At 53.9% G+C, this 26,287-nt stretch carries 21 protein-coding genes and 2 tRNA genes; 6 read left to right on the top strand and 17 right to left on the bottom strand.

Translation table 11 applies throughout. The annotated features are described in order from the left end of the window. From ACT3R4_RS15705 to ACT3R4_RS15695, 3 genes are all read right to left on the bottom strand, one after another. Nucleotides 1-877: HAMP domain-containing protein (locus tag ACT3R4_RS15705; RefSeq protein WP_496201232.1), on the bottom strand; the 877-nt coding region annotated here is incomplete at its 3' end. A gap of 80 nt (nt 878-957) precedes the next feature. Continuing rightward, nucleotides 958-1,683: a response regulator gene (locus ACT3R4_RS15700; protein ID WP_193056748.1), complete on the bottom strand. Its 726-nt coding sequence runs from the start codon at nt 1,681-1,683 to the stop codon at nt 958-960. 129 nt (nt 1,684-1,812) lie between these two features. Then, nucleotides 1,813-2,610, bottom strand: coding sequence for an HAD family hydrolase (locus ACT3R4_RS15695; RefSeq protein ID WP_193056749.1), 798 nt, complete (start codon nt 2,608-2,610; stop codon nt 1,813-1,815). 174 nt (nt 2,611-2,784) lie between these two features. Here ACT3R4_RS15695 and ACT3R4_RS15690 point away from each other — a divergent pair, with 174 nt between their 5' ends. From ACT3R4_RS15690 to ACT3R4_RS15675, 4 genes are all read left to right on the top strand, one after another. Beyond that, the gene (locus ACT3R4_RS15690) at nt 2,785-4,722 is read left to right on the top strand and encodes an exoribonuclease II (RefSeq protein ID WP_441679653.1); all 1,938 of its coding nucleotides are present in this window, start codon (nt 2,785-2,787) and stop codon (nt 4,720-4,722) included. 182 nt (nt 4,723-4,904) lie between these two features. Continuing rightward, a complete protein-coding gene (locus ACT3R4_RS15685; protein WP_441679617.1) occupies nt 4,905-6,047 on the top strand; it encodes an N-acetylglucosaminyl phosphatidylglycerol synthase in 1,143 nt (380 codons plus the stop codon). Further along, a complete protein-coding gene (locus ACT3R4_RS15680; RefSeq protein WP_441679619.1) occupies nt 6,040-6,870 on the top strand; it encodes an N-acetylglucosaminyl phosphatidylglycerol deacetylase in 831 nt (276 codons plus the stop codon). The genes ACT3R4_RS15685 and ACT3R4_RS15680 overlap by 8 nt, the downstream gene beginning before the upstream one ends. 4 nt (nt 6,871-6,874) lie before the next feature. After that, nucleotides 6,875-7,885 carry a glucosaminyl phosphatidylglycerol flippase gene (locus tag ACT3R4_RS15675; RefSeq protein WP_441679621.1) on the top strand — a complete coding sequence of 337 codons (1,011 nt, stop codon included), beginning with the start codon at nt 6,875-6,877 and terminating at the stop codon, nt 7,883-7,885. Nucleotides 7,886-7,962: 77 nt separating this feature from the next. On the opposite strand, the gene sucD is transcribed toward ACT3R4_RS15675, so the two are convergent. The 9 genes from sucD to sdhC form a co-directional block, all read right to left on the bottom strand. After that, the gene (gene sucD / locus ACT3R4_RS15670) at nt 7,963-8,835 is read right to left on the bottom strand and encodes a succinate--CoA ligase subunit alpha (protein ID WP_172117205.1); all 873 of its coding nucleotides are present in this window, start codon (nt 8,833-8,835) and stop codon (nt 7,963-7,965) included. After that, nucleotides 8,835-10,001 carry an ADP-forming succinate--CoA ligase subunit beta gene (sucC, locus tag ACT3R4_RS15665; protein ID WP_193054822.1) on the bottom strand — a complete coding sequence of 389 codons (1,167 nt, stop codon included), beginning with the start codon at nt 9,999-10,001 and terminating at the stop codon, nt 8,835-8,837. The genes sucD and sucC overlap by 1 nt, the downstream gene beginning before the upstream one ends. A 142-nt stretch (nt 10,002-10,143) precedes the next feature. Continuing rightward, a complete protein-coding gene (gene lpdA, locus ACT3R4_RS15660) occupies nt 10,144-11,583 on the bottom strand; it encodes a dihydrolipoyl dehydrogenase (protein WP_172117206.1) in 1,440 nt (479 codons plus the stop codon). A gap of 127 nt (nt 11,584-11,710) precedes the next feature. Further along, nucleotides 11,711-13,291: a 2-oxoglutarate dehydrogenase complex dihydrolipoyllysine-residue succinyltransferase gene (gene odhB / locus ACT3R4_RS15655; protein ID WP_441679623.1), complete on the bottom strand. Its 1,581-nt coding sequence runs from the start codon at nt 13,289-13,291 to the stop codon at nt 11,711-11,713. A 40-nt stretch (nt 13,292-13,331) separates the two neighbouring features. Then, nucleotides 13,332-16,166, bottom strand: a complete 2,835-nt coding sequence (locus ACT3R4_RS15650) for a 2-oxoglutarate dehydrogenase E1 component (protein WP_441679625.1) — start codon at nt 16,164-16,166, stop codon at nt 13,332-13,334. A 349-nt stretch (nt 16,167-16,515) separates the two neighbouring features. Further along, entirely contained in the window at nt 16,516-17,226 is a 711-nt protein-coding gene (locus tag ACT3R4_RS15645) for a succinate dehydrogenase iron-sulfur subunit (protein ID WP_087106268.1), read from the bottom strand. A 27-nt stretch (nt 17,227-17,253) separates the two neighbouring features. Next, nucleotides 17,254-19,026 (bottom strand): succinate dehydrogenase flavoprotein subunit, encoded by a 1,773-nt coding sequence (gene sdhA / locus ACT3R4_RS15640; protein ID WP_172117209.1) that lies wholly within the window; start codon nt 19,024-19,026, stop codon nt 17,254-17,256. A 3-nt stretch (nt 19,027-19,029) separates the two neighbouring features. After that, a complete protein-coding gene (sdhD, locus tag ACT3R4_RS15635) occupies nt 19,030-19,377 on the bottom strand; it encodes a succinate dehydrogenase, hydrophobic membrane anchor protein (RefSeq protein ID WP_172117210.1) in 348 nt (115 codons plus the stop codon). Then, nucleotides 19,371-19,748, bottom strand: a complete 378-nt coding sequence (gene sdhC / locus ACT3R4_RS15630; protein ID WP_441679627.1) for a succinate dehydrogenase, cytochrome b556 subunit — start codon at nt 19,746-19,748, stop codon at nt 19,371-19,373. Before sdhC ends, sdhD begins: the two co-directional genes overlap by 7 nt. A gap of 499 nt (nt 19,749-20,247) precedes the next feature. On the opposite strand from sdhC, the gene gltA reads away from it, so the two are divergent. Further along, complete coding sequence (gene gltA, locus ACT3R4_RS15625) at nt 20,248-21,534, top strand: citrate synthase (RefSeq protein ID WP_172117211.1); 1,287 nt, start codon at nt 20,248-20,250, stop codon at nt 21,532-21,534. Between the two features lie 626 nt (nt 21,535-22,160). Here the strand turns inward: gltA and ACT3R4_RS15620 are convergent. The 3 genes from ACT3R4_RS15620 to gltX form a co-directional block, all read right to left on the bottom strand. After that, a tRNA-Glu gene (locus tag ACT3R4_RS15620) sits at nt 22,161-22,236 on the bottom strand. Between the two features lie 20 nt (nt 22,237-22,256). Then, nucleotides 22,257-22,332: transfer RNA gene (locus ACT3R4_RS15615), tRNA-Ala, on the bottom strand. Nucleotides 22,333-22,463: 131 nt separating this feature from the next. Further along, a complete protein-coding gene (gltX, locus tag ACT3R4_RS15610) occupies nt 22,464-23,942 on the bottom strand; it encodes a glutamate--tRNA ligase (protein WP_441679629.1) in 1,479 nt (492 codons plus the stop codon). A 288-nt stretch (nt 23,943-24,230) separates the two neighbouring features. Between gltX and ACT3R4_RS15605 the strand changes: the two genes are divergently transcribed. Continuing rightward, nucleotides 24,231-24,755, top strand: coding sequence for a helix-turn-helix domain-containing protein (locus ACT3R4_RS15605; RefSeq protein ID WP_087106281.1), 525 nt, complete (start codon nt 24,231-24,233; stop codon nt 24,753-24,755). 22 nt (nt 24,756-24,777) lie between these two features. Here ACT3R4_RS15605 and ACT3R4_RS15600 read toward each other — a convergent pair whose 3' ends face one another. Beyond that, entirely contained in the window at nt 24,778-25,374 is a 597-nt protein-coding gene (locus tag ACT3R4_RS15600) for a hypothetical protein (RefSeq protein ID WP_441679630.1), read from the bottom strand. A gap of 124 nt (nt 25,375-25,498) precedes the next feature. Next, entirely contained in the window at nt 25,499-26,230 is a 732-nt protein-coding gene (nfsA, locus tag ACT3R4_RS15595; protein WP_441679632.1) for an oxygen-insensitive NADPH nitroreductase, read from the bottom strand. Nucleotides 26,231-26,287 lie beyond the last annotated feature (57 nt).

Raw genomic sequence — 26,287 nt, 5'->3', positions numbered from 1 at the left:
AAAAACGCTCGCGCTGGAGCGTGTCATCCAGCATCTCGGCACGCAGGCGCATACGGGTGATCGGTGTTTTTAGGTCATGAGAAATAGCGGAGAACAGCCGCTCGCGCTCCTCAATCTGCTCGCGTATGCGTCGCTGCATTCGATTAAACGCAATGGCAGTGGCCGCCACCTCTTTGGGGCCGCTCTCCTTTAAGGGGGGAATATCAAGGTCATCTCCCAACTGCCTGGCCGCGCGTGAAAGCCGTGCCAGCGGCCGGGTCACGCTGGTAATGCCCAGTAACGAAAGCGCCAACACGCTCAGCAGTACCAAAAGCCCTACCAGCAAACGCTCTTCAGAAAGCCAGCGATAGCCGCTAAAAATATCGGGCACACCCAGGAGCGTGGCAACGTAAAGCCAGGTGCCGGGTGAAAGCTCTAACTGTACGACTAAAATGGGCGGCGATAGCGGCTCCATCATCAGGCTGTGCTGCCCCCAACGGGGCGGCAGGTCATAAAGCAGCACCTCGTTATTGAGTACGCGCAGATTTTCCGGACGCGAAAATTCGACGACGACATCGTCAATATTAAGCTCGCGAGTGAGCACCGAACGTACGTTGTTCACGACGACTTCTTTTTCCAGCCCTGAGCCAATATCGTTGACCATGAGTCGGCGCTCGTTAACGCTCACAAAAAAACGCGTGCCGCCCATATTACGCAGCTGATCAAGCACGATGTGACGATAATCCACGGGCAGTGAGCGGAAAAACTTCATGGTGGAGGCGATGCTAAACGCCATATTAGTAGATAGCTCATCCAGCTGGGCCAAATGGCTGGAGCGCACCTGGGATGTCCAGATCGCGTAGCTGGCCCCTTGAGCCACCAGCACTCCTGCGATCATGATAATGACAAAGCGCCCACGCAGAGAGGCGGGCAGCCAGCGGGCCAGCCTACGTCTAATGCCTCTCCATCCTGTCGCTTTCACGTTAATGCATCTACCTGGGCGGTTAACACATAGCCCGCCCCTCGCACCGTGCGGATCAGTTGTGAATGCTGAGCATCTTCGCCCAACCGCTGGCGAAGCCGACAAACGTGAACATCAATGGAGCGATCAAACGGCGGCGCGTCTCTCCCCCGGGTCAGCGCATAGAGATCATCCCGCGAGAGCACCGTGGCAGGGTGTTCCAGAAACACTTGAAGTAGTTGAAAATCGGCCCCTGAGAGCGAGGTACGCTCACCCTTCTCGTCAATCAGCTCTCGCGTCATGCGATCCAGCTGCCACTGACCGAACCCCACCCAACGCGCTTGCCCTGTGGGAATAGGCGCCGCATCACTGCGCGTACGCCGCAATACTGCTTTAATGCGCGCTAACAGCTCGCGGGGGTTAAATGGCTTGCTCAGGTAGTCATCAGCACCTAACTCCAGGCCGAGAATTCGATCAGTCTCATCAGCACTGGCCGTAAGCATAATAATCGGCACATCGCTATGCTTTCTCACATCACGGCAGATGGTAAACCCGTCATCGCCGGGCAACATTAAATCGACAATCAGCAAGTCGGGAGAACACTCCAAGCGCAGAGCATGCAGCGCTTCGGCGCCATCGGCGGTGAAAACACGATAACCGTGGCGACCCAGATAATCAGCAAGCAGCTCACGAATTTCCGGATCGTCATCGACCACAATCAAGGTAGCAGCGGGTGTCGTCATTGCAGCGGCTTTGGCCCTATGTTGTTGTCGTTCTGGGGCCATGATGATGGTCGAGGGGACCAGGCATCTCAAGTCCCCTTCGACTAATGATGGAACGGGCGCTAACGAATCTTCTTTTTAATGTCGCTTTCAGAGTGCAAATCGCTCGCGTAACAGCTCGGCCACACCGGCATCGCCGTGGTGGCCTATCTGCCGCGCGGCGTTTAGCCTGCCGGCCATTTCTGGGTGTGAGTTAATCATGAAGTGCGGCTCGCCCACCAGGCTTAGCATCTCAACGTCGTTGAGGTTGTCGCCAAAAGCGAGGCAATCTTCAGGTGCAACCGAGAGGCGCTTGAGCAGCGCCGACAGTGCCACTCCCTTATTGACGCCTCCCGCCATAATCTCTAACGAATCGCTGGTTGAATAAGTCACGTGAAGCGAGCCATCATTAATTTCGCGGATGGCGGTTTCGACCTTTAACAGCGCATCGGGGCGCCCGCCGTAAAGCACCTTACCTATCCCCTCGGTAGGCATCTTCTCCGGCGGCACCACTTGGTAGACAAAGCCCGTGGCTGCATGCATTTCCAAATGGCTGGGCGACTCAGCATCTATGTACCAGGCATCGTCCAGGTAAAGGCTTAACCGTACATTGTCCGGGCGCGGCAATTTAATCAACGCGGCAGCCTGAGGGGACCCGACATGGTAGGCCGCCAGCAATTGATCGTTAGGGTCGTGTGTATAGGCACCGTTACTGCTGATTAAATGGATGGGGACATTGAGCTGATCTCTAAAGACACGCATATCGGCGTAGTGGCGTCCTGATGCAAGCACCAAGTGATGCCCCTGGTTTACCAACGTTCTTAAGACCTCAATGGTATCTTCGTGCAAGCGATGGTCGCGCCCCAACAGGGTGCCATCAAGATCAGAAGCAATCAGCCGTGGTGTCATAACGTGCGCTCTCCATTAATGAAACATCAGCTTAACCGATCCTCCTCAAGCTATGTAACACCTTGATACTATCTAAGATACTATCTAACTAACATCAACTTCCACGGCGGATAATTGGCGCAGCCCCTGGGAATCCGTATAGTGGCAAGCTACTCTCGCCAACTGATTGATCTCATGCTTCAGAATAATTCTATGCTTGCTCAGCTCAAGCAACAAATTCGTGATACCACCCCGCGCGCTGAAGGGGTGATTAAAGCCACCGAGAAAGGCTTTGGCTTTCTCGAAACCGATAACGGTGAATCCTACTTCGTGCCGCCTCCCGCGATGAAGCAGGTGATTCACGGTGACCGCGTAGAAGCGGTGATTCACGAAAACGGTGACAAGAAATCGGTTGAGCCTGAAAAGCTGATTGAAGCCGGTCTTGACCGCTTTGTGGCGCGTGTTCAAAAGCGCGAAGATCGTTTGGCCGTCGTCCCTGATCACCCTTCTATTCGTAATGTGATCAAGTCACGTATCAAAAACAGCCTGGATGAAGCCAGCATTGCCGATGGTGACTGGGTGGTTGCCCGCCTGGTTCGCCATCCGCTTAAAGAGAATGACCGCGGCTTTTTTGCCCAGATTGATGAGCTGGTCGCCAAGTCGGACGACCCTGCGGTGCCATGGCGCGTCACACTTGCCCGTCACGCGCTGGAACAGGACTGCCCCGATGCGGGCACCGAATGGCCATTACACGAAGAAGGCCTGACCCGCGAAGACCTTACCGAGCAGCCCTTCTTCACTATCGACGGTGAAAAAACCCGCGATATGGATGATGCGCTACACGTCAGCAAACGCGCGGAAGGCGGCTGGCAGCTAAGCGTCGCGATTGCGGACCCCACTGCCTATGTAGAAGAGGGGCATGCCGCTGACCTGGAAGCACGTACCCGCGCCTTCACCGTATACCTGCCGGGCCAAAACGTGACCATGCTGCCTGAACAGTTGGCCGATGACCTGTGTTCGCTACGCGAAGGCCAAGAGCGCCCGACACTCGCTTGCACGTTGGTTATCAATGCCGACGGCAGCTTGGGTGACTACCGCTTCTTCGCGGCGAACGTTAAATCGCACGCCAGGCTCGTGTATGACCGCGTTTCTGACTGGATTGACGGTCAAGGCGATTGGGCACCCGAAGATAACATCGCCGAGCAGCTTGCTGCGCTGCAGGAACTCACCGAAGCACGTACCGCCTGGCGCAACGAGCACGCACTGGTCTTTAAAGATCGCCCCGATTACGTTTTTGAGCTGGACGCGGCAGGCAATGTGCTGGCGATCAATACCGAAGACCGGCGTATCGCCAACCGCATGATTGAAGAGTCGATGATTGCGGCCAACGCCTGCTGCGCGGACTTCCTGGCAAGCCACATCGGCCACGGTATCTTTAACGTGCATCGTGCCTTTGAGCCCGAAAAAGCCGAGGCGGCGCAAGAGTTCCTGGCAAGCCAGGAGATTACCGTTGAGCGTGAAGCGTTAACGGAACTGGATCACTACAAAGAGCTTAAGCGCGCGCTTGAGAGCCGCGATGACGCTTGGCTGGATGCCCGTCTGCGTCGTTTCCAGGGCTTTACGAGCATGTCTGCTCAGCCCGGCCCGCACTTTGGCCTTGGCTTGGCTGCTTACGCGACCTGGACATCGCCGATTCGTAAGTATGGCGATATGGTCAATCACCGTTTGATCAAACGCGTACTGAAAAGCGAACAGGCCCCGGCAGAAGCAAGCCAGGCGTTAACCGAGCAGCTCACCGAGCGCCGCCGCCTAAACCGGATGGCCGAGCGTGATGTGAAAGACTGGCTCTACGTGCGCTTCTTAACGCCTGCGGCGCAGAACCAGGACACGTTTGAAGCTGACATTATGGCGATTAACCGTGGCGGAATGCGCGTACGCCTGATTGAGAATGGCGCTACCGCGTTTGTTCCAGCTCCCTTGATGCATAGCGACCGCGACAAAGTGGCTATCGATGATAAAGAGGGACGCATTCAGATCGAGGGTGAAGAGCGCTATAAACTGGGCGATAGCCTGCGTGTTGCGCTGGTAGAAGCGCGTGAAGAGACCCGTTCGCTGGTGGCACGCCCCGCCTAAAGTGTCTGCCCGCCCATATGGGCGGGCTTATGACCTCGGCAATGTGACAGGCAATAGTCTGTTGCCGCTTGCTTCAGCGGTCATCAAAATGACACATTATACAGGGGGCGCCTGCAGCCCCCTGCGTTTGCAATCATAAGTCGCCCGCTCAACTATCAGTGGTTCGAGGAGGTATCGGCGTAGTGCATATTGCCGACATGACCATGTTTTATGCGCCCTCCAGTGGCGGCGTACGTACCTATCTTGATGCCAAGCGTCATCGCTTGAACGCCCTGGCCGATGCTCGCCATACCCTGCTGGTGCCTGGCGAGCGCCATGTGTATATAGCCCAAGATCATCGTGTTGATGTGCCCGCAACCCCACTGCCTTTCAGCAATGGCTATCGCTTCCCATTGACAAGGCGTCCTTGGCGGCGAGCGCTTAATGAGGTGCGTCCGGACCTGATCGAAGCCGGCGACCCGTATACCGTCGGCTGGGCGGCCATCGCAAGCGCCCGTGAGCTTGATATCCCGCTGATAGCTTTTTACCACTCCGACCTACCCACCATGATCAGCAATCGGCTAGGGGGCTGGTCACGTTCGTTGATCAATGGCTACATCTCGCGGCTTTATGATCACTATGATCGCGTCCTCGCTCCGAGCCGTGTGATGGCAGAGCGACTCGAAGGGCTGGGTATTAAGGAGGTTCGCGTTCAGCCGCTGGGCGTAGATCTCACCACCTTTCGTCCTGAACTTCGCGATGAGCAGGTCAGGGTCGAACTGGGGCTTGATGATGACACACGCCTGCTGGTTTTTGCCGGGCGTGGCTCGCAGGAAAAAAACCTGTCGATCCTGCTGGAGACCATGCGCCGCCTGAAGAGCGGCACATCCACACAGCGCTATCATTTACTGATGATCGGCTCCTCAATGCCGACTCAGGTTCCCGACAACGTAACGGTCATCAATCATTTTTTCCCGACCGCCGAGATTGCACGTTATTTCGCCAGTAGCGATGCGTTGTTGCATGCGGGCACCCAGGAAACCTTCGGGCTGATTGTGCTGGAAGCCATGGCTTGTGGCATTCCGGTAGTGGCAGCCCGCGCCGGTGCGCTGACCGAAAACGTTCCCGAAGAGTGCGGAATGCTATGTCGACCACTGGACAGTGAAGATATGGCTCGCAGCATTCAGGCGCTTTTCGAAAACGATGCAAAAGCCATGGGCCGTCGCGCGCGCGCGCATGTAGAACGCCATCATGACTGGGATATCGTCGTGCAGGGGGTTATGCAGCACTATCGCGAACTTCTCGGCATTAGTCATACGGCAACGGTGAGCGCACAGCATGGCTAACAGGGAATTTGCACTGGTACTCCATGACATTGCCCCCATCACCTGGCCGGACTATCGCGCCTTTGTCGAGGAGGTCGATAGCATGGGAAAAATCCCCATGACTTGGCTTGTCGTGCCTGACTTTCATCATCGCAGTAACACCTTTAAAGACACCGACATGCTGCAGCTTCTGCATCAGCGCAGGGAGCGCGGAGACGAACTGGCGTTACATGGTTTCTATCACTGCGATGATGCGCCCGCCCCCCGCACGCCGCGCGATTACTTCATGCGACGGCTTTATACCTATGAAGGTGAGTTTTACCCGCTCAGCTACGCTGATGCGCTTGAACGTTTACAGCGTGGCGTCGAACTTTTTCGTGCTCAAGACTGGCCACTGGAGGGATTCGTTGCGCCTGCCTGGCTTTTAGGCGAAGGCGCACGGCAGGCACTGAAAACCCAAGGGTTTACCTATACCAGCGACCCCGGCCAGCTGTACTTTCTGCCAGACTACACACCGATTAAGGCGCCCTCGCTAGTGTGGAGCGCACGCAGCCGCTGGCGGCGCGGTATGTCCTGGGTCGTTAATGAGCGGGCCAGGCGTCGTCATCGTCAAGCGCCACTGATTCGCCTGGGGTTACACCCCGTGGATATGCGCCATGCTATTTCAAGGCGCTACTGGCTGACGACGATTCGGCGCCTGTTAGAAGAAGGCTATCGGCCCACCACCAAGATCAGTTGGTTACAGCGCCATTGCAGTCAGCACGATACTGGCACCTTGTCATCACGTATGGGTACCCGCCTTGAAAACGCTCGCCCAGCGCCAAACCCACCCCTGAATAATTAAACGCATGCAAAGAACACTCTGGCTGCTGACCGCAGGTCTCATCGCTGTTATGGCCATCCCCCTATTATTGGGTGGCACTGACCTTATCCATCTACTTGCCGGGTTTCCACCAAGTCTGTTTGCGCTGATGCTGTGCATGATATTGGTCTGCTGGCTGCTTAACGGTGCCAAGCTGCGTGTTCTACTGGCGGGACGCGCCGGCAACATGGGCCTGATGCGTGCAACCGGTACGGTAATGGCTACTGAATTCGCCATTTGCGCCACGCCAGGGGGAAGCGGTGGGCCATTGACACTGATCGCCCTTCTCACGCGACGTGGCGTACGACCCGCGCAGACCACTGCCATTTTTGCTGTAGACCAGATCATTGACCTGCTGTTTTTTCTCTGTTCGATGATCGCGATGATGATTTATGTCATCACGCGCTCCATTGATGCCCGCCTAGGATGGATGTTGGTGGTGCCCATGGCACTCTTGTGCCTGGCGCTGCTCGGCGTCGTTCTCATAGGCCGCTATCATCGTCGCGTACTAATTGTGACCGGCCGCCTACTGTCTCGAATGCGTGTCAGTGCACGGCTTCAGCATGCCATGGTGCGCCGTATCCTGCTCTTCAAGCAGGCCTTTACCGAAACCCTTCAGTTGCCACGCTCCGCGCTGGCCTTGGCCTTCGGATTCGGGATCGTGCACTGGATCGTGCGCTACAGCATTCTCTACGTTACGCTGTACGGCCTTGGACAACATCTGGACTGGGCATGGACCTTCCTGGTGCAGATGCTCTCCATGGCGGCTGGCCAGCTGACCCTGCTGCCCGGCGGTGCTGGGGGTGCAGAGCTCTCCTCGTCGGCCCTGCTGGCCCCTATAGTGGGTCAAAGCAGTGCGGCAGCCGCCATCTTGATCTGGCGTGCCATCACCTACTATTTTTATCTGATCGCCGGGGCACCGGTATTTATGCTGATGGCAGGACGCCCGCTACTCAGAAAAATTCTTGAAGGGCGCAAGCGTGAGGCCGAGGAGTAAAGTGACGGCGGTGCAGCCAACTTGAAGATACAAAAAAGGGGTGCCAAACGGCACCCCTTTTTGATCCGCTTGCCAGCTTACCAGCCCGTCACTTCTTTCAGTGCGTCGCCGATTTCTGCCAAAGAACGAACGGTTTTAACACCGGCGTCTTCCAGAGCAGCAAACTTCTCGTCAGCCGTGCCTTTACCACCAGAAATGATGGCGCCAGCGTGGCCCATACGCTTGCCAGGAGGTGCAGTAACACCGGCAATGTAAGAAACCACTGGCTTGGAAACGTGATCCTTGATGTAGGCGGCTGCTTCTTCTTCAGCCGTACCACCGATTTCGCCGATCATGACGATCGCTTCGGTTTTCGGATCCTTCTCGAACATTTCCAAAATGTCGATGAAGTTGGAACCCGGAATCGGGTCGCCACCGATACCGACACAGGTAGACTGACCGAAACCGTGGTCAGTGGTCTGCTTAACGGCTTCGTAAGTCAGCGTACCAGAGCGGGAAACGATACCCACACGGCCCGGCTGGTGGATGTGACCCGGCATGATACCGATTTTGCACTCACCTGGCGTAATAACACCCGGGCAGTTCGGGCCAATCAAACGCACGCCCAGCTCGTCGCATTTTACTTTTGCGTCGAGCATATCAAGCGTAGCGATGCCTTCGGTGATGCAAACGATCAGCTTGATGCCAGCGTTAGCGGCTTCAAGGATTGAGTCTTTGCAGAACGGAGCCGGTACGTAGATAACGCTGGCTTCCGCGCCTGTTTTCTCTACCGCTTCTTTAACAGTGTTGAAAACTGGCAGGCCCAAATGCTCCTGGCCGCCTTTGCCCGGCGTAACACCACCGACCATTTGCGTGCCATAGGCAATCGCCTGCTCGGAGTGGAACGTGCCCTGGCCACCGGTGAAACCCTGGCAGATGACCTTGGTGTTCTTATCGATCAGGATACTCATTACTTGCCCTCCGCCGCTTTAACAACCTGCTGAGCCGCATCGGTCAGACTGGTAGCAGCGATGATGTTCAGACCGCTGGACGCCAGTTTCTCAGCACCCAACTCGGCATTGTTACCTTCCAGGCGAACCACGACCGGCACGTTGACACCCACTTGCTCAACGGCACCGATAATGCCTTCAGCAATCATGTCGCAACGTACGATACCGCCGAAGATGTTAACCAGAACGGCTTTCACGTTGTCGTCAGACAGGATGATCTTGAACGCTTCTGCTACGCGCTCTTTGGTCGCGCCGCCGCCAACGTCCAGGAAGTTAGCCGGCTTGCCGCCACTCAGGTTAACGATGTCCATGGTGCCCATGGCCAGGCCTGCGCCGTTTACCATGCAACCAATGTTACCGTCGAGTGCGACGTAGTTCAGTTCCCACTTCGCTGCATCGGCTTCACGCTGATCTTCCTGGGAAGGATCGCGCATGGCCTGCAGGTCCGGGTGACGGTACAACGCGTTGCTGTCGAGGCCCAGTTTGGCGTCGAGGCAGTGCAGGTTGCCTTCGTCAGTGATAACCAACGGGTTGATCTCTAAAAGCGCCAGATCCTTGTCGTGGAACAACTTGGATAGGCCCAGGAAGATCTTGGTGAACTGTTTGACCTGGTCGCCTTTCAGGCCCAGAGCAAAGGCCAACTCACGCGCCTGGTACGGCTGTGCGCCAACCAGCGGATCAATTTCGGCTTTAAGAATCTTTTCCGGCGTCTCTTCAGCAACCGTTTCGATTTCAACACCACCTTCGGTCGAGGCCATGAAGACCACGCGACGGGTAGTACGATCGACAACGGCACCGAGGTAAAGCTCATCGGCGATATCAGTGCAGGTCTCTACCAGAATCTTGGCAACCGGCTGACCTTGTTCGTCAGTCTGAAAGGTTACCAGGTTTTTGCCCAACCACTGCTCGGCAAACGCCTTCGCTTCAGCCGGATCTTTGATCAGCTTAACGCCACCCGCTTTACCACGGCCACCTGCGTGCACCTGGGCTTTAACTACCCACATGTCGCCGCCGATCTTTTTGCAGGCTTCTACTGCTTCTTCGGGAGTGTCCACGGCAAAGCCTTTAGACACTGGTAGACCATAATCAGCAAACAGCTGTTTGCCTTGATACTCGTGAAGGTTCATCGATTCATGCCATTGGTTGCATGTGACTCGAACGACAACCCGTTTTAAAAACGGGCTGTCCCCGTACTTTCGCGCGCTATTTTACAACATGCCCGAAAGTGATGCGCCACCTAATGGTGGCGCCTGGTAGTTACCGCTGAACTTATTTGCGCTTTTTACGATTAGCCATGTGGATTGCATGGCCTTCCACCGCGAGAGCCGCTTCATGAATAGCTTCAGAAGTGCTCGGGTGGGCATAGCAGGTCAACGCTAGATCTTCAGCGCTGGAACCAAATTCCATCGCGATAACGCCTTGGGCAATCAGCTCACCTGCGTGCTGACTGACGATGTGCATACCCAGAATGCGGTCTGTTTCGGCATCGGCAATAATCTTGGCCATACCTTCAGGCGCATTGTTGGCAAGCGCACGACCGTTGGCAGAGAACGGGAAAGAGCCGGTTTTGACTTCAATGCCTTTCGCTTTGGCATCTTGCTCGGTTATACCTACCCACGCGACTTCAGGCGAGGTGTAGATAACGCTGGGGATGGCGTCGTAATTCATTTCAGCTTTATGGCCAGCGATAATGTCAGCGACCATAACGCCTTCTTCAGACGCTTTATGAGCAAGCATTGGACCACGTACACAGTCACCGATTGCATAAACGCTCGGGACATTGGTACGGCACTGGTCATCAACGAAGATAAAGCCACGCTCGTCAAGCTCAACGCCTACGCCGTCGGCAATCACGCCTTGCGTATAAGGACGACGACCCACACAAACAATCAGTTTGTCGAAGGTCATTTCCTGTTCGCCGTCACCGTCGGTGTACTTAACGACGACTTCGTTGTCCTTGACCTCAGAACCGGTCACGCGTGCGCCCAGTTTGATGTCCAGACCCTGTTTCTTGAGCAGCTTCTGGGTCTCTTTGGCAATCGCGCCGTCAACCATCGGCAAAAAGCTGTCCATGGCTTCAAGAACGGTCACGTCAGAACCTAAACGCTTCCAAACGCTGCCCAGCTCCAGGCCGATAACACCGGCACCGATAACACCCAAACGCTTGGGTACTTCGGTAAACTCAAGTGCGCCTGTAGACGTCACAATCAGGTCGTCGGTCAGCGGCGTCGGCGGAATTTCAACCGGCACGGAGCCTGCGGCGATAACGATGTTGTCAGCCGTGTAGGTCGTGGCATTGCCATCGTGGTCGGTTACTTCAACTTCGGTAGACGAAGTAACTTTACCTTTACCTTCCAGCGAAGTAACACCGTTGGCCTTGAACAGTGCGCTGATGCCGCCAACGTTTTTGTTAATGACCGAGTTTTTGAACTCGAGCATTTTGGCGATGTTAGCCTTCGGCGCGTCAATCTCGATGCCAACTTCAGCAAAGTGATCACGTGCTTCAACAAACTTATGTGAGGTTTCCAGCAGCGCTTTGGAAGGAATACAACCGACGTTCAGGCAGGTGCCGCCGTGAACAGTCTTGCCTTCCTTGTTAACCCATTTTTCAACACAGGCTGTTTTCAGGCCCATTTGTGCTGCGCGGATAGCAGCTACGTAACCGCCAGGGCCGGCGCCGATAACGATCACATCAAACTTGTCAGCCATGTTGGCTCCTTTAGCTCGGTGCTCTTCTCCCGTCTTTACAATGCCGAGAGAAGAGCGGTGTGCGACTGCATAAGAAGGGTGGCGCGTATCGAAATATCAATACGCAAGGATACGTGGTCTACGTACCTTAGACGTCCAGCAGCAGACGTGCCGGATCTTCCAGCAATTCTTTAAGCGTAACCAGGAAACGTACGGCGTCTTTGCCATCAATCATACGGTGATCATATGACAGTGCCAGGTACATCATGGGGCGGACTTCAACCTTGCCATTAATAGCCATCGGACGATCCTGGATTTTGTGCATCCCCAGAATAGCCGTTTGCGGCGGGTTGATAATCGGCGTCGACATCAGAGAACCGAACGTACCACCGTTGGTGATGGTGAAGGTGCCGCCGATCATGTCGTCCATGCCCAGCTTGCCGTCACGACCACGCTTACCGAAATCAACAATTGTTCTTTCGACATCAGCAATTTTCATGCTGTCGGTGTCACGCAGTACGGGAACCACCAGACCACGGTCAGTGGATACCGCAACACCGATATCCTGGTAACCGTGATACACGATGTCGGTGCCGTCGATAGAGGCATTAACATCCGGGAAGCGTTTGAGAGCTTCAGTTGCCGCTTTTACAAAGAAGCCCATAAAGCCCAGCTTGATATCGTGAGCTTTGAGGAAGGTGTCTTTGTACTGCGCACGCAGGGCCATGATCTCAGTCATGTCCACTTCGTTATACGTGGTCAGCATGGCAGCGGTTTGCTGAGCTTGTACCAGACGCTTGGCAATGGTTTGACGCAGGCGGGTCATCGGCACGCGTTTTTCAACACGCTCGCCTTCAACAGCCGCTGGGGCTGCTGCGGCGTTGCTCGGCGCAGAAGACTTGGCAGCACCTTTCTTGGCGGAGCCATCTTTAACGGCTTTTTGCACGTCTTCTTTTAGAACACGACCGCCTTTGCCCGTACCTTCAATTTTGGCAACGTCAAGGTCGTGCTCGGCAACCAGCTTGCGCGCCGCCGGTGCGACGATCTTGTCGCCCATTTTCTCATCGCTGGCGCCATCGTCAGCAGAGGCGGCTGGCTCTTTATCAGCCGCTGTTGCTACGTCGCTACCGCCACCTTCGGTGAAGACCGCAAGAATTGCTTCGGACTCTACCTGGCTGCCCTCTTCGGCTTTAATTTCTGCCAGCGCACCGTCAGCAGGCGCAACCACTTCCAGTACGACTTTATCGGTTTCGATATCAGCCAGTACTTCATCGCGCTTAACCGCTTCACCGACCTTTTTGTGCCAAGTCGCCACGGTGCCTTCCTGGATAGACTCAGGGAAGCTCGGCGCTTTTACATCATGCTGCTTGCCGCCGCTGGCTTTCTTCTCTTCTGTTTTCTCTTCTTTCTTTTCGTCTTGCTGGTCAGCTTTCTCGGCTTTCGGCTCATCAGAAGATGGCTCTTCTTTTTTACCGCTGTCGCCTGAGGCGCTGCCTTCACCGATTTTGCCAAGCACCTGCTCAGACGCGACGCTTTCGCCCTCTTCGGCCATTACGTCAGTCAGGGTGCCCGCTTCAGGTGCCACCACTTCCAGCACCACTTTGTCGGTTTCGATTTCAACAATCAGTTCGTCACGCTCGACGCTGTCACCCGGCTTTTTATGCCACGTAGCCACAGTACCTTCGGCAACGGATTCCGGAAAGGTTGGCGCTTTGATCTCGGTAGCCATGTCGTTTCCCTTATGGTGTTCTCTAAACCCGGTGGGCGCTTTACAGATTGAAAGCGTCTTCCACCAGCTGGCGCTGCTGTTCAGTATGGACGGACATATAGCCCGCTGCCGGCGCGGCAGAGGCAGGACGTCCTGCAAATTTCAACTCGCGTCCGAGGCCATCTTTAAGCATATCGGCCACTGTACGCATGTGGTGCTGACTGGAGTACCAAGCGCCCTGGTTCAACGGCTCTTCCTGACACCAGACAATATCTTCCACATTGCCATACGCCTGGAGCACTTCCAGAAGTTCTTCTTTCGGGAAGGGATACAGCTGCTCAAGACGAATGATCGCCGTATCGTTACGCTCGTTTTCTGCACGCCAGGCGGCCAAGTCATAGTAGACCTTGCCTGAACACAGAATCGTACGCGTTACGTTTTCAGCGGCCAGATCCGCTTGATCCGGCAATACCATTTGGAATTTGCCGTGAGCAAGATCTTCAAGGCTCGATACCGCTTCCTTGTGACGCAGCAACGACTTGGGCGACATAACAATCAGCGGCTTGCGCAGCGGACGAATCACCTGACGACGCAGCAAGTGATAAATCTGCGCAGGTGTCGTCGGCACACAGACCTGCATGTTGTGCTCAGCACACATTTGCAGGAAACGTTCCAGTCGCGCAGACGAGTGCTCTGGGCCCTGGCCTTCATAGCCATGGGGTAGCAGCATCGTTAGGCCACATAAACGGCCCCACTTGCTCTCACCAGAAGAGATGAACTGATCAACGACCACCTGTGCACCGTTGAAGAAGTCACCAAACTGGGCTTCCCAGATAACCAGGTCATTCGGCGCAGTGGTGGAGTAACCGTACTCAAACGCCAACACAGCTTCTTCCGACAGGAAGGAGTCGTGAATGGTGAAAACCGGCTGACCATCGGCCATGTTTTGCAGCGGCACGTAGGTAGAGCCATTTTTCTGGTTATGAACCACAGCGTGACGGTGCGAGAACGTACCGCGACCCACATCCTGACCGGTAATCCGGATCGGGTGCCCTTGGTCAAGTAACGTGGCGTAGGCCAGCGTTTCAGCAAAGCCCCAGTTCATGGCCATGCCACCGGCCTGCATCTTGCGGCGGTCTTCGTAAATCTTGGCTACCTGGCGCTGCACTTCGACCCCATCCGGAATCTCGCACATTTTCGCAGCCAGCTGCTGAAGACGCTTCATGTCAAAAGACGTGTCCGCATCGCCCGTCCACTCATGCCCCAGGTACGGCGCCCAATCCACAAACAGGGATTGATTGGGTTCCTGAACCAGTGCATTGGCAACGTGGTTACCCGCGACCAGGTCATCGCGATACGTTTCCATCATCGCTTTGGCGTCATCTTCAGATAAAACGCCCTGGTCAACCAAGCGCTTAACGTAAACCGTACGCGTCGACGCATGATCCTTGATTTTGGCGTACATCAAAGGCTGCGTACCGGACGGCTCATCGGCTTCGTTATGCCCACGGCGACGGTAGCAGACCAGATCAATAACGACGTCTTTTTTGAACTGTTGACGGTAATCCAGCGCCACTTGGGTCGCATGGATAACGGCGTCAGGATCATCACCATTCACATGGAAGATGGGCGCCTGGACCATCTTGGCAATGTCAGTACAGTACTCGGTCGAACGAGCATCCATGGGGTTGGACGTCGTAAAGCCCACCTGGTTATTGATGACGATGTGAATCGTGCCGCCGGTCTTATAGGCCCGGGTCTGAGACATCTGGAATGTCTCCATGACCACGCCCTGACCCGCGAAGGCAGCATCACCATGAATATTGATGGGTAACACCTTGTCGCCAGCAGGATCCTTGCGGCGGTCTTGGCGCGCGCGTACGGAACCTTCAACAACCGGTGCGACAATTTCCAGGTGCGAGGGGTTGAACGACATGGCCAGGTGGACTTCGCCGCCCGGTGACATGACGTTGGAGCTAAAGCCCTGGTGATACTTCACATCGCCAGAACCACGCTCAATCACCTTCTTACCATCAAACTCATCAATCAAGTCAGCCGGGTTTTTGCCCAGAATATTGACCAACAGGTTGAGGCGACCACGGTGCGCCATACCGATAACGACTTCCTTCGTACCATAACCGCCAGCACGCTGGATAAGCTCGTCCATCATGGGTACAAAGACTTCACCACCTTCAAGACCAAAGCGTTTGGTACCTGGATATTTGGATGCCAAGTAAGTTTCCAAACCTTCAGCAGCCGTCAGACGCTCGAGCACATGCTTGCGAACATCGTCACTAAACTTGGGAGCACTGCGCACTGATTCGAAGCGCCGTTGTAGCCAGCGTTTCTCTTCTGTGTCCACGATATGCATGAACTCACAGCCGATGGAGCGACAGTACGTCTTCTCCAGCGCGTCCACGATCTCACGCAGTGGTGCCTTATCAATACCCAGGAAAAACGAACCGGTCTGGAACTCGGTATCAAGATCAGCCTTCGTCAGCTGATGGAATGATAAATCGAGGTCAGGGACGGGGGTAGGATTACGCAGCCCAAGCGGATCGATATCAGCCTTTTGATGACCACGGAAGCGATACGCATTGATCAACTGCAGGACTTTCACCTGCTTTTTGTTCTCACCGCTATCGGCAGCGGCAACTACCCGGCCCGGGCGGCTTTCACGACCTAGCTGGTAGAATTGATCACGAGTCGGGCTTAGTGGAACATCGTGGGAGGCACTGCCCTCGGAACTCGGTAGCTGGTCAAAATAGCTACGCCATTCGTCAGAAACAGCATCTGGATCGGCGAGGTACTGCTCGTAAAGCGCTTCCACGTAGTGGACATTGCCACCACTAACGTGAGAGGAACGCCACATTAACTCCATTATGCCTTGTTGCATCTCTCGGTCACCCTACACTGATGGGGTGGTATCGGCATCGCTGCAAAAAACAACGACATCGCTATTGCCCTGCCGGCGGGGCGGAACATGTACCGGCGGCACCGACCAACGGCCGGAAGCCCTACATAATTGCTATTTCTTAATTACTATTTCTTAACTGCTATTCTTACTCAGTTCATGCTCAAAAGCCGGTACTCGCAGCACCGGCTTTTAAACTTGACTGCTCATAAAGTGCGGCGACGCGCCGCACCTTATGACAAGCCCTATGATAACAAGCGAAGCGCCACGATTTAAGTAGTAAAACGAGACTTGTTGCGTGGCAATCGCTTTTTATTGACTCACAAGACGTTTATGTTGCATCTGCGAGCAGCATTTCGCGAATTTTACCGATGGCCCGCGTCGGATTTAAGCCTTTCGGGCAAACCGCTACGCAGTTCATGATGCCGCGGCAGCGGAACACCGAGAACGGATCTTCCAGGCTGGTCAAACGCTCGCGGGTTGCGGTATCGCGCGAATCCGCCAGGAAACGGTAAGACTGCAGCAAGCCAGCAGGTCCTACGAACTTGTCCGGGTTCCACCAGAACGACGGGCAAGACGTAGAGCAGCAAGCACACAAGATACACTCGTACAGGCCATCCAACTTTTCACGGTCTTCGGGCGACTGCAGGCGCTCAATGGCGGGCGCTGGCGTTTCATTTTGCAGGTACGGCTGAATACGCTCGTACTGCTTATAGAAAATCCCCATATCCACAACCATATCGCGGATAACCGGCAGACCAGGCAGCGGGCGCAGGATCAGCTTGTTGTTTTTCACAACATCTGACAGCGGTGTAATACACGCCAAGCCGTTTTTGCCGTTCATGTTCATACCATCAGAGCCGCAAACGCCTTCGCGGCAGCTACGACGGAATGCCAGACCGCTGTCCTGTTCTTTCATCATATGAAGAACATCCAGCACCATGACATCGCGCCCTTTGGTATCAACCTGGAACTCCTGCATATAGGGCGCGGAGTCGGTTTCCGGATTGTAACGGTATACGGATACCTGAAGATTGGACATTATAACTCCCTCTCGTCAATGCGGAGTTTAGTAGGTACGAACCTTGGGTTCGAACGTATCAACAGTTTTCGGCTTGAAGTTGACGTCGCGCTGCTTCAGCTCTTTGGTGAGCGGGAAGTAGAGCGAGTGTTTCAGCCAGTTGACGTCGTCACGGTCTGGGTAATCGTAACGTGAATGGGCACCGCGGCTCTCTTTACGCTCAAGGGCAGCAATTGCCGTCGCTTCGGCCACTTCCATCAGGTTATCAAGTTCCAGCGCTTCTACACGGGCCGTGTTGAAAGCATTGGACTTATCAGGCAGGTGAGCATTGGCAATACGGCTGCGCAGGTTGGCAAGCTTCTCAACGCCTTCCAGCATGTTTTTCTCTTCACGGAATACACCGAAAGAGTTCTGCATGATGTCCTGAAGCTCTGCTTTCAGCGCAGGAATGCTCTCACCGCCTTCCGACTCGTTCCAACGAGTAATACGCTTCATCGCTGATTCAATATCAGACTCGGAGGCATCCAGGTACTCAATACCTTCGTTCAGCGCGCCTTCAATAAACATACCGGCGGCACGGCCAAACACCACCAGGTCCAGCAAAGAGTTTCCGCCCAGACGGTTAGCACCGTGAACAGATACGCACGCTGCTTCACCACAGGCGAACAGACCGTTGATGATCTGGTCGTTGCCGCTTTCGTCCTGCAGAATCGCCTGACCATGAATGTTGGTCGGAATACCGCCCATCATATAGTGGCAGGTCGGCACGACCGGGATCGGGTCTTTCGCTGGATCGACATGAGCAAAAGTCTTTGAAAGCTCAACGATACCAGGCAGACGCTTGCTCAGCACCTCTTCACCCAAGTGATCAAGCTTCAGGAAGACGTGGTCGCCCTTCTCGCCACAACCGCGGCCTTCCAGAATTTCCATGACCATGGAACGCGCAACAACGTCACGACCCGCCAGGTCTTTCGCGTTGGGCGCGTAACGCTCCATAAAGCGCTCGCCGTCTTTATTGATCAGGTAGCCACCTTCCCCGCGGCACCCTTCGGTTACCAGCGTGCCCGCACCGTAAATACCGGTCGGGTGGAACTGCCACATTTCCATATCCTGCATCGGGAAGCCCGCACGCAACGCCATACCGATACCGTCACCCGTATTGATCAGGGCATTGGTGGTAGATGCGTAAATTCGGCCAGCACCGCCAGTCGCCAATACAGTGGCTTTGGATTTAACGTGAACAACTTCGCCAGTTTCAATGCACATGGCGATACAACCCACCACGTCACCGTTGCCATTCTTCACCAGATCAACCGCGTACCACTCATTCAAGAACGTTGTATTGTTCTTAAGGTTGTTCTGGTAAAGCGTGTGCAGCAGTGCGTGACCGGTACGGTCTGCCGCCGCGCAAGTACGCGCCGCCTGGCCGCCTTCACCGAAATTCTTGGACTGGCCACCGAACGGACGCTGATAGATGCGGCCGTTATCAAAGCGCGAAAACGGCAGGCCCATGTGCTCAAGTTCAAATACAGCTTTCGGGCCTTCAGAGCACATATACTCCGACGCGTCCTGGTCAGCGATATAGTCGCCGCCTTTAACAGTGTCGTACATGTGCCAGCGCCAATCGTCATTGGGATCAGAAGACGCGATAGCGCAGGTAATACCGCCCTGGGCAGAGACAGTGTGAGAGCGTGTCGGGAAGACTTTGGAAAGGACGGCTGTTTGTTTACCGGACTTCGCCAGTTCTAAAGCAGCGCGCAGGCCAGCGCCACCGCCACCGATAATAATGGCGTCAAACGTCAGGCTACGAAGGTTAGACATTTATCAAGCTCCCCACAGAATTTGAATGCCCCAAACCAGGTACACGAAGATAGCCAGAATAATCAGCGTCTGGGCACCTACGCGCAGGCCAGTGGACTTAAGGTAATCAGTGGTTACGGTCCACAAGCCAATCCAGGCATGTGCTGCAATGGATATAAAAGCCAGCAATGAGAAGATCCGCATCCACGTTTGGTTAAACAGGCCGCTCCAGGTGTAGTAGTCAAGGTCTGGATTAAACAACAGATAGGCCACCATAAAGACCGTGTAAACGGCCAGCACCACCGCAGACACACGCTGCATCAGCCAATCAGACAGTCCGCTTCGGCCAAAACTTGTGACGTTGGTTACCATACCCAAACTCCTGCCAGAATAATTAGAACGGCACTCACCACAACGGTGATCTGTGCTTTTTGCACACCACCTTCTAGTGTCACACCAATATCGGCATCCATTAACAGGTGTTTAATCCCTGCTACAAAATGGAACGCCAGCGCAGAAAGCAGTCCCCAAGCAATGAACTTGGCCAATAAATTATTGGCAAGTGCGTTGCTAACGGCATCAAAGCCTGCTGGAGATGAAAGTGACTTACCCAACGCCCAAAAAGCGAACACCAGGCCAACGAACAGAATAACCCCCGTAATACGGTGGGCAATCGACGTCAGTGCCGGAAGTGGGAAGTGTATCGTTGTTAGATCTAAATTTACGGGTCGTTTGCTATTCACGGCTTATACACACTCTCTTGGCCCGCTCTGCGACAGGTCGGGCATAGCCCGAGCGGGCAGTGGTTGCTGGAAGGGGCTCGGCCGTTTGCCAAGTCGGGCACGACCACCTACCTGCCGGTCGCGCGCCGTGGATTATAAGAACCTTCGCCCCTGCTGACAAACCGAACTCGGACCTAACTCAATTATGTTGCAAAAAAAAGCAGCCCGCCCGAGTCGATTTTGCAATGCAGCATCGATATAGTGACAGAGTCACGATAATTTGATAAGCCTGTTAAGGATTCGTCAAATCTCTGACACCTGGTTACTATAGCTATCATTTGCCATATACAAAAATTGTCTAAGATAATAATTTTGCATAACCATACACGCGCCACCCATGCCTAGCGCTTTGCATAATTGACAAAATGTCGCGCGCTCTTATAGTGGGCAAACCTTTTCGCCGGCGCGGCATGCGAAACAATGACTTTACGTCCCAACCCGAATCCGAAAGGAGGCCAACATGGCTGACAGGAAAGCAACATTGACGGTAGACGGTCTTGATAAAACGATCGAACTACCCATGTACTCCGGCACCCTTGGCCCAGACGTTATTGATGTCCGTGGCTTAGGTGCGGAAGGCCTGTTCACCTACGACCCTGGCTTTATGGCCACCTCTTCTTGCCAATCTGCCATCACCTATATTGACGGCGGCAAAGGCGTACTGCTGCATCGCGGCTACCCTATTGACCAACTGGCTAAAGAGTCCAACTTTGTTGAACTGAGCTATACCCTGCTTTTTGGTGAACTGCCCAACGACGAGCAGTACACGGACTTCGCTGCACGCATTCGCAATCACACGATGGTGCACGACCAAATCAACAACTTCTTTAAAGGGTTTCGCCGCGACGCGCACCCCATGTCAATTATGTGCGGCGTCGTAGGCGGCCTTGCGGCGTTCTACCATGACCACATGGATATCACTAAAGAAGAAGACCGCACTATTAGTGCTATTCGCCTGATCGCCAAAATGCCTACTCTGGCGGCCATGTCGCACAAGTATAATGTTGGTCAGCCGTTTAATTACCCGCGCAACGACCTGAGTTATGCAGAGAATTTCCTCTACATGATGTTCAGCAACCCGTGCGAAGAGTACAAGATCAACCCGGTTTACGCGAAAGCGATGGATCGCATTTTCATGCTACATGCCGACCATGAGCAGAATGCTTCCACCTCTACCGTACGCTTGGCAGGCTCGACCGGCGCCAACCCCTTTGCCTGCATTAGCGCTGGCATTGCGGCACTATGGGGCCCGGCACACGGCGGTGCGAACGAAGCCGTACTGGCGATGCTTGATGAGATTGGCGACGACTCTGAAGAGAACATCCAACGCTTCATTGATAAGGCAAAAGACAAGGAAGACCCGTTCAAGCTAATGGGCTTTGGTCACCGCGTGTATCGCAACTTTGATCCCCGCGCCAAGGTAATGAAAGAGACCTGCGACGAAGTACTCGCCGAGCTGGGCATGGCGAACGACCCGCAGCTTAAAATTGCCAAACGCCTAGAGCAAATTGCGCTTGAAGACGAATACTTCATCGAGCGCAAGCTTTACCCGAACGTCGACTTCTACTCTGGCATTATTTTGAAAGCGATGGGCATCCCCACCAATATGTTCACGGTAATCTTTGCCGTATCACGCACGATTGGCTGGATCTCCCATTGGAACGAAATGTTGAGCGAAAGCTATAAAATTGGTCGTCCGCGCCAGCTTTACACTGGCCATGACCAACGCGATTACCCGTCGAAATAATTTTCGATGGTTTAATCTTCAAGAAGGCCACCCACGGGTGGCCTTCCTTGTTTAAGCGTCTCTGCTTGTATATGACCGCTCTCCAAGCCTAATAACTCCCGCAAGCCACTCCCTCTAAACACGTTCGAATACGTGCGCTAGACGCGCATTCTGACCTCATTAGCACGACATCCAACAACGCCTCTCCAAACGCGCATGCTTCACCTCATCAATAGACGAAAACGCCAGTCAAAAAGCGAGCAAAAGGCCGTAATAGCGCTTGACTTTTTTAAGAGCCAGGTTGGAAAAATGTTTTCCACACTATCTGTGGATAACCTTGTTCATAACCTCTCACAAATGCCCCTGAATCGCCATGAACAGTGACCTCCCCTTAAATTGGTCATTTTTTGACCTCATGTAAGTCACTGTTTTTAAACAAGATAAGTTAATTCGAATATTTTTCGCGGGTGCAGCACAGGGTTGTGCACAACCTTTAGCAAGGACCACCAAAAGTGGACAAGTCAAGCGAAAATACCACAAATAAAGTGAGGATTTAGCGGCTCAGCTAGATAACAGGCAGGAAAAAACGCAGCAAATGAAAGAGTTCATTACTACATCAATATGGGGATAGAAGAGTATAAAAGAGATGGCGTCCCATAGGGGGTTCGAACCCCTGTTACCGCCGTGAAAGGGCGGTGTCCTGGACCACTAGACGAATGGGACGTTACGACAAACAAACTAAATGGTGGAGCCTAGCGGGATCGAACCGCTGACCTCAACACTGCCAGTGTTGCGCTCTCCCAGCTGAGCTAAGGCCCCACATGTCCTGAAGACGGAGCGTATAATACTGATTACGCTCGTCTTCGTCAAGCGCATTAATACCCCAGAAAAACGCCAGACGCCTAACGTCAATGGAGAATGGCGTTTCCTGCAGCCATTAGCTGAACGACTTACAGATCGCGGTACTCTTTTTCAAAACGTTTCGCTTGTTTCTTGGAAACGCCACCCAGCACATCAATAGCGTTGCGCAGACGCGCACGAGTGATATCGGACCCCAGAATCGCCATGGCATCCATAACAGACGTGCTTGAGCTACTGCCTGTAATCGCAATAAAAATCGGCGCCAAGAATACTTTCATTTTAAGCTCGAAATACGCTGACAAGCTCTTTACTTCGGCCAGCAACGCTTCTTTATCCCAGGCAGGTAGCACCTCGAAGCGCCAGACCAGGAACTGCAGCAATTTCACTAACTCGTCTTTCTCCAGCTTAATACTGGCGAAGTCATCTTCTGTAAGCGTAGGTAAGCCTGAGAAGAAGTGCCCGGCTAGCGGCATGATTTGTGAAAGTGTTTCTACGCGTGGACGTACCTGGGGCAAAATTTGCCTTACATAGGCATCATTAAACGCCCATTCGCGCAGCGCAGTAAGCAGCGCATCATCATCCAGGTCCTCGCGGATATAAACGCCGTTGAGCCAGGTAAGCTTCTCAAGATCAAACACCGGGCCGCCCAGCGATACACGCTGAATATCAAACTCGGCCATCATATCGGGTAAGCTAAATTTCTCGCGCTCATCCGGCATGGACCAGCCCATACGGCCAAGGTAATTGGTAACCGCTTGAGGTAAAAAGCCCATCCGACGATAGAAATTAATCGACGTGGGATTTTTACGTTTGGACAGCTTGGATTTGTCGGGATTACGCAAAAGCGGCATATGGCATAGCTCAGGCATTTCCCAACCAAAGTATTCATATAACAGCTGGTGTTTGGGTGCAGAGTTAATCCATTCTTCGCCACGCAGCACATGCGTGATTTCCATTAAATGGTCATCTACCACATTCGCCAAATGGTAAGTAGGCATGCCGTCCGACTTGAGCAGTATCTGCGCGTCAACTTGTGCCCACTCCACTTCAATCGTACCGCGCAGCATATCGTTTACTACACAGACACCTTCGCTGGGCACGTTCATACGCACGACATAAGGCCAGCCTTCCTGCTGCCGGCGTGCAGCTTCTGCGTCATCCAAAGCCAGGTCACCCGGCTTGAGCGCCAGATGCAAGCCTGCTGCCTTACGCGACTCACGCAGCTCATCCAGCTCTTCTGCAGTGCGGTAGCATTTAAACGCATGGCCAGCGTCCAGCAACTGTTGAGCATGCTGCGCATAAATATCGCCACGTTCGCTTTGGCGGTACGGACCGTGTGGGCCGCCAACGTCAGGCCCCTCATCCCACTCCAACCCAAGCCAGCGCAAGGAGTCCAGAATCATCTGCTCTGACTCAGGCGTTGAGCGTACGCGGTCCGTATCTTCAATGCGCAAAATAAACTGCCCGCCATGCTGACGCGCAAAGCATAAATTGAACAGCGCAATATACGCCGTGCCAACGTGGGGATCCCCCGTCGGGGAAGGTGCAATGCGAGTACGAACGGTCATCAAGACATCCTTATAGCGAGAAAGCGTAGCGATATTATACCTACCCTACGCATAACCAACAGCGCTGTAGATGGAACGACTTTCATATTAAAGCGTCTTACAAAAAGTAATACGGTTATAAGATTACAAGATGCGCGACACTGAACAATCGCTTAGTATGGCGCGGCGTCGATGATCGGCGATCATGCTTATAAAAAGTGCTTAAACGCACTAAGCGTGCTCACATCGCTGCAACTGTGGTTGAAGTAAACTTAACGAGCTTACACAGCTCAATTATAGGAAATCGAAATGGAATCGCTAGGCTCACGTATTAAGCAATTGCGTCTTAGGGCCAAGCTCAACAAAGCTGCCCTAGCACGTAACGTTGGCGTGTCGGATGTTACTATTTCCTACTGGGAATCAGGTGCAATTAAACAAATTGGTCACGAGCGTTTGGTCGCTCTAGCCGAGGCGTTGGATTGTTCACTTGCTACCTTGCTGGAAGGCGACACCGCCCCTCAACTGTTGACGTTGAAACACACTGGCCCCCTCCCCTGGGAACAGGTGCAAGCAACGACAATTACCGTTCCACACCATTTAGCGTTAAATATCGACTGGAAAGCACCCTGTGTTATGGCAACGCCAGATTCAGGCACTGACTTTTCACCCGTCGCAGCCAATGATTTACTGCTGCTGGGCCCGACGCACGTATTTCATAAAGCCGGGCATTATCTTGTCAGTCGCGATGAGCGTTTTGTACTTGAGCACTTTGCAAAAGCGCCTTCTGACGTAGAAATACATGCGGTACTGCTAGCCCATTGGCGTTCTGTCTAAAGCATCTACATCCCCGTAAATGTTAATGCACTTCCACCTGGTCACGTGTTCGTCTTGGCTCCTCCCCCACCAAGAAACGGCGTGAGTAGGTGGCCACTTGACCCAACCCATGGCGGGATTGGCTAACCAGCTCTCCCGCCAAATTCTCCCCGCGATTACCGATCACGGCTTGTACGGTTTGAGGCTGCACACTGGCTTCGGAAAGCTGCACCTGTACGATATAGCCACCATCCGGCAAACCGCTTCCTGAACCAAATGGACCGGCAATAAAGCCTCCGTCACTAACCCGCGCACGCGCCCTCCAGCGCACACGACTCACTTCGCGCTCGACAATAACCTGCACCTGCGCCTGATCAGGTAGATTGGTTTCTCCCTCCACCATCAGACGCCGATCAGGGCGCAAGGCAACCGATGTCGAAATAGCGACTTCCAAGGGTACGATGGTCGCAGGCTCTTCCGCTACAGAAGCGTCAGCCGGTTGCGTGCTGGTAGCTGTCTGTTCAGATAAATTACGCGGGGGTTCGTCTTCGGAATCGCTGCATCCTGCAGCCGACATCGTCACTACCAATAATAGGCCAAAGCCCGTTTGTCGCTTATACCCTGTTCGTAACTTACACATAGTGCTTCCTCAAAAACGGCGGCTTCCAGACTATCACTGCCACCTCCTGGCAGCAGTGAATTCGATCACTCATGAAGCATCGGGAAGAGGAGCGATGGCGGTCATAAGCAAGGTGCCGTTTGGGCTACTTCATTTCAAAGCCACGCTGAATCAAGAAGTCACGCATATGGGGTCGTAGTTTGTTATCAAACAGCGGCTTCAGGTTTTGTGACCAATCGGAGTCTTTATTGCCACTGCTACGCGACTGATAATACGCCTGCATGGTGTCATCAAACGCTTGCACCTGCGCACTGTCGTCGCTGTAGTAGTCTTCTTTTAAGATCGCTTCAACCGGCAGGCGGGGCTTTACCTCCGGTTCATGAGACGGATAGCCAAGGCACATACCAAATACAGGGTAAACATGCTCAGGCAGCTTTAACAGATCGCTAACCGCTTGGGGGTTATTGCGAATGCCGCCAATATAACAGATGCCCAGCCCTTCTGATTCAGCAGCTGTCGCAACATTCTGCGCCATTACGGCAGTGTCTACCGTGGCTACCAACAGCTGTTCTGTCATCCCTCGAACAACGTTGGAACCCGCCCGCTCTGATGCCTCGGTTGGGCGCTTCATATCGGCACAGAAGACCAGAAAGTCTGCACAACTGGCAATATAAGACTGGCCACCCGCTAACTCAGCAATCTGTTCGCGATTAGCCGAATTTGTAACATGAATAACCGTATAGGCTTGAACATGACTGGACGTTGCCGCGCCTTGACCCGCTTGGATAAGTTCGATCAGAAGCTCACGTGCAATCGGCTGATCCTTGAATTTTCGAACTGAACGGTGGGATTTCAAGAGTTTAATAACGTCGTTCATGGTACCTCGCCTTTATAAATCAGTATCGCTTATCAACACTAGAATCGCACAGCCGCA

This window comes from Halomonas sp. AOP7-E1-9, assembly GCF_052376035.1.
Taxonomy (GTDB): domain Bacteria; phylum Pseudomonadota; class Gammaproteobacteria; order Pseudomonadales; family Halomonadaceae; genus Vreelandella; species Vreelandella citrativorans.
Note: the sequence above shows the minus strand (reverse complement) of the source record. Positions and strands in the feature narration are given on the sequence as shown.

Coding starts and splice junctions, on each gene's coding strand:
- ACT3R4_RS15700 (WP_193056748.1), bottom strand. CDS start 1,683: ATGACGACACCCGCTGCTACCTTGATTGTGGTCGATGACGATCCGGAA.
- ACT3R4_RS15695 (WP_193056749.1), bottom strand. CDS start 2,610: ATGACACCACGGCTGATTGCTTCTGATCTTGATGGCACCCTGTTGGGG.
- ACT3R4_RS15690 (WP_441679653.1), top strand. CDS start 2,785: ATGCTTCAGAATAATTCTATGCTTGCTCAGCTCAAGCAACAAATTCGT.
- ACT3R4_RS15680 (WP_441679619.1), top strand. CDS start 6,040: ATGGCTAACAGGGAATTTGCACTGGTACTCCATGACATTGCCCCCATC.
- ACT3R4_RS15675 (WP_441679621.1), top strand. CDS start 6,875: ATGCAAAGAACACTCTGGCTGCTGACCGCAGGTCTCATCGCTGTTATG.
- sucD (WP_172117205.1), bottom strand. CDS start 8,835: ATGAGTATCCTGATCGATAAGAACACCAAGGTCATCTGCCAGGGTTTC.
- sucC (WP_193054822.1), bottom strand. CDS start 10,001: ATGAACCTTCACGAGTATCAAGGCAAACAGCTGTTTGCTGATTATGGT.
- lpdA (WP_172117206.1), bottom strand. CDS start 11,583: ATGGCTGACAAGTTTGATGTGATCGTTATCGGCGCCGGCCCTGGCGGT.
- odhB (WP_441679623.1), bottom strand. CDS start 13,291: ATGGCTACCGAGATCAAAGCGCCAACCTTTCCGGAATCCGTTGCCGAA.
- ACT3R4_RS15650 (WP_441679625.1), bottom strand. CDS start 16,166: ATGCAACAAGGCATAATGGAGTTAATGTGGCGTTCCTCTCACGTTAGT.
- ACT3R4_RS15645 (WP_087106268.1), bottom strand. CDS start 17,226: ATGTCCAATCTTCAGGTATCCGTATACCGTTACAATCCGGAAACCGAC.
- sdhA (WP_172117209.1), bottom strand. CDS start 19,026: ATGTCTAACCTTCGTAGCCTGACGTTTGACGCCATTATTATCGGTGGC.
- sdhD (WP_172117210.1), bottom strand. CDS start 19,377: ATGGTAACCAACGTCACAAGTTTTGGCCGAAGCGGACTGTCTGATTGG.
- gltA (WP_172117211.1), top strand. CDS start 20,248: ATGGCTGACAGGAAAGCAACATTGACGGTAGACGGTCTTGATAAAACG.
- gltX (WP_441679629.1), bottom strand. CDS start 23,942: ATGACCGTTCGTACTCGCATTGCACCTTCCCCGACGGGGGATCCCCAC.
- ACT3R4_RS15605 (WP_087106281.1), top strand. CDS start 24,231: ATGGAATCGCTAGGCTCACGTATTAAGCAATTGCGTCTTAGGGCCAAG.
- ACT3R4_RS15600 (WP_441679630.1), bottom strand. CDS start 25,374: ATGTGTAAGTTACGAACAGGGTATAAGCGACAAACGGGCTTTGGCCTA.
- nfsA (WP_441679632.1), bottom strand. CDS start 26,230: ATGAACGACGTTATTAAACTCTTGAAATCCCACCGTTCAGTTCGAAAA.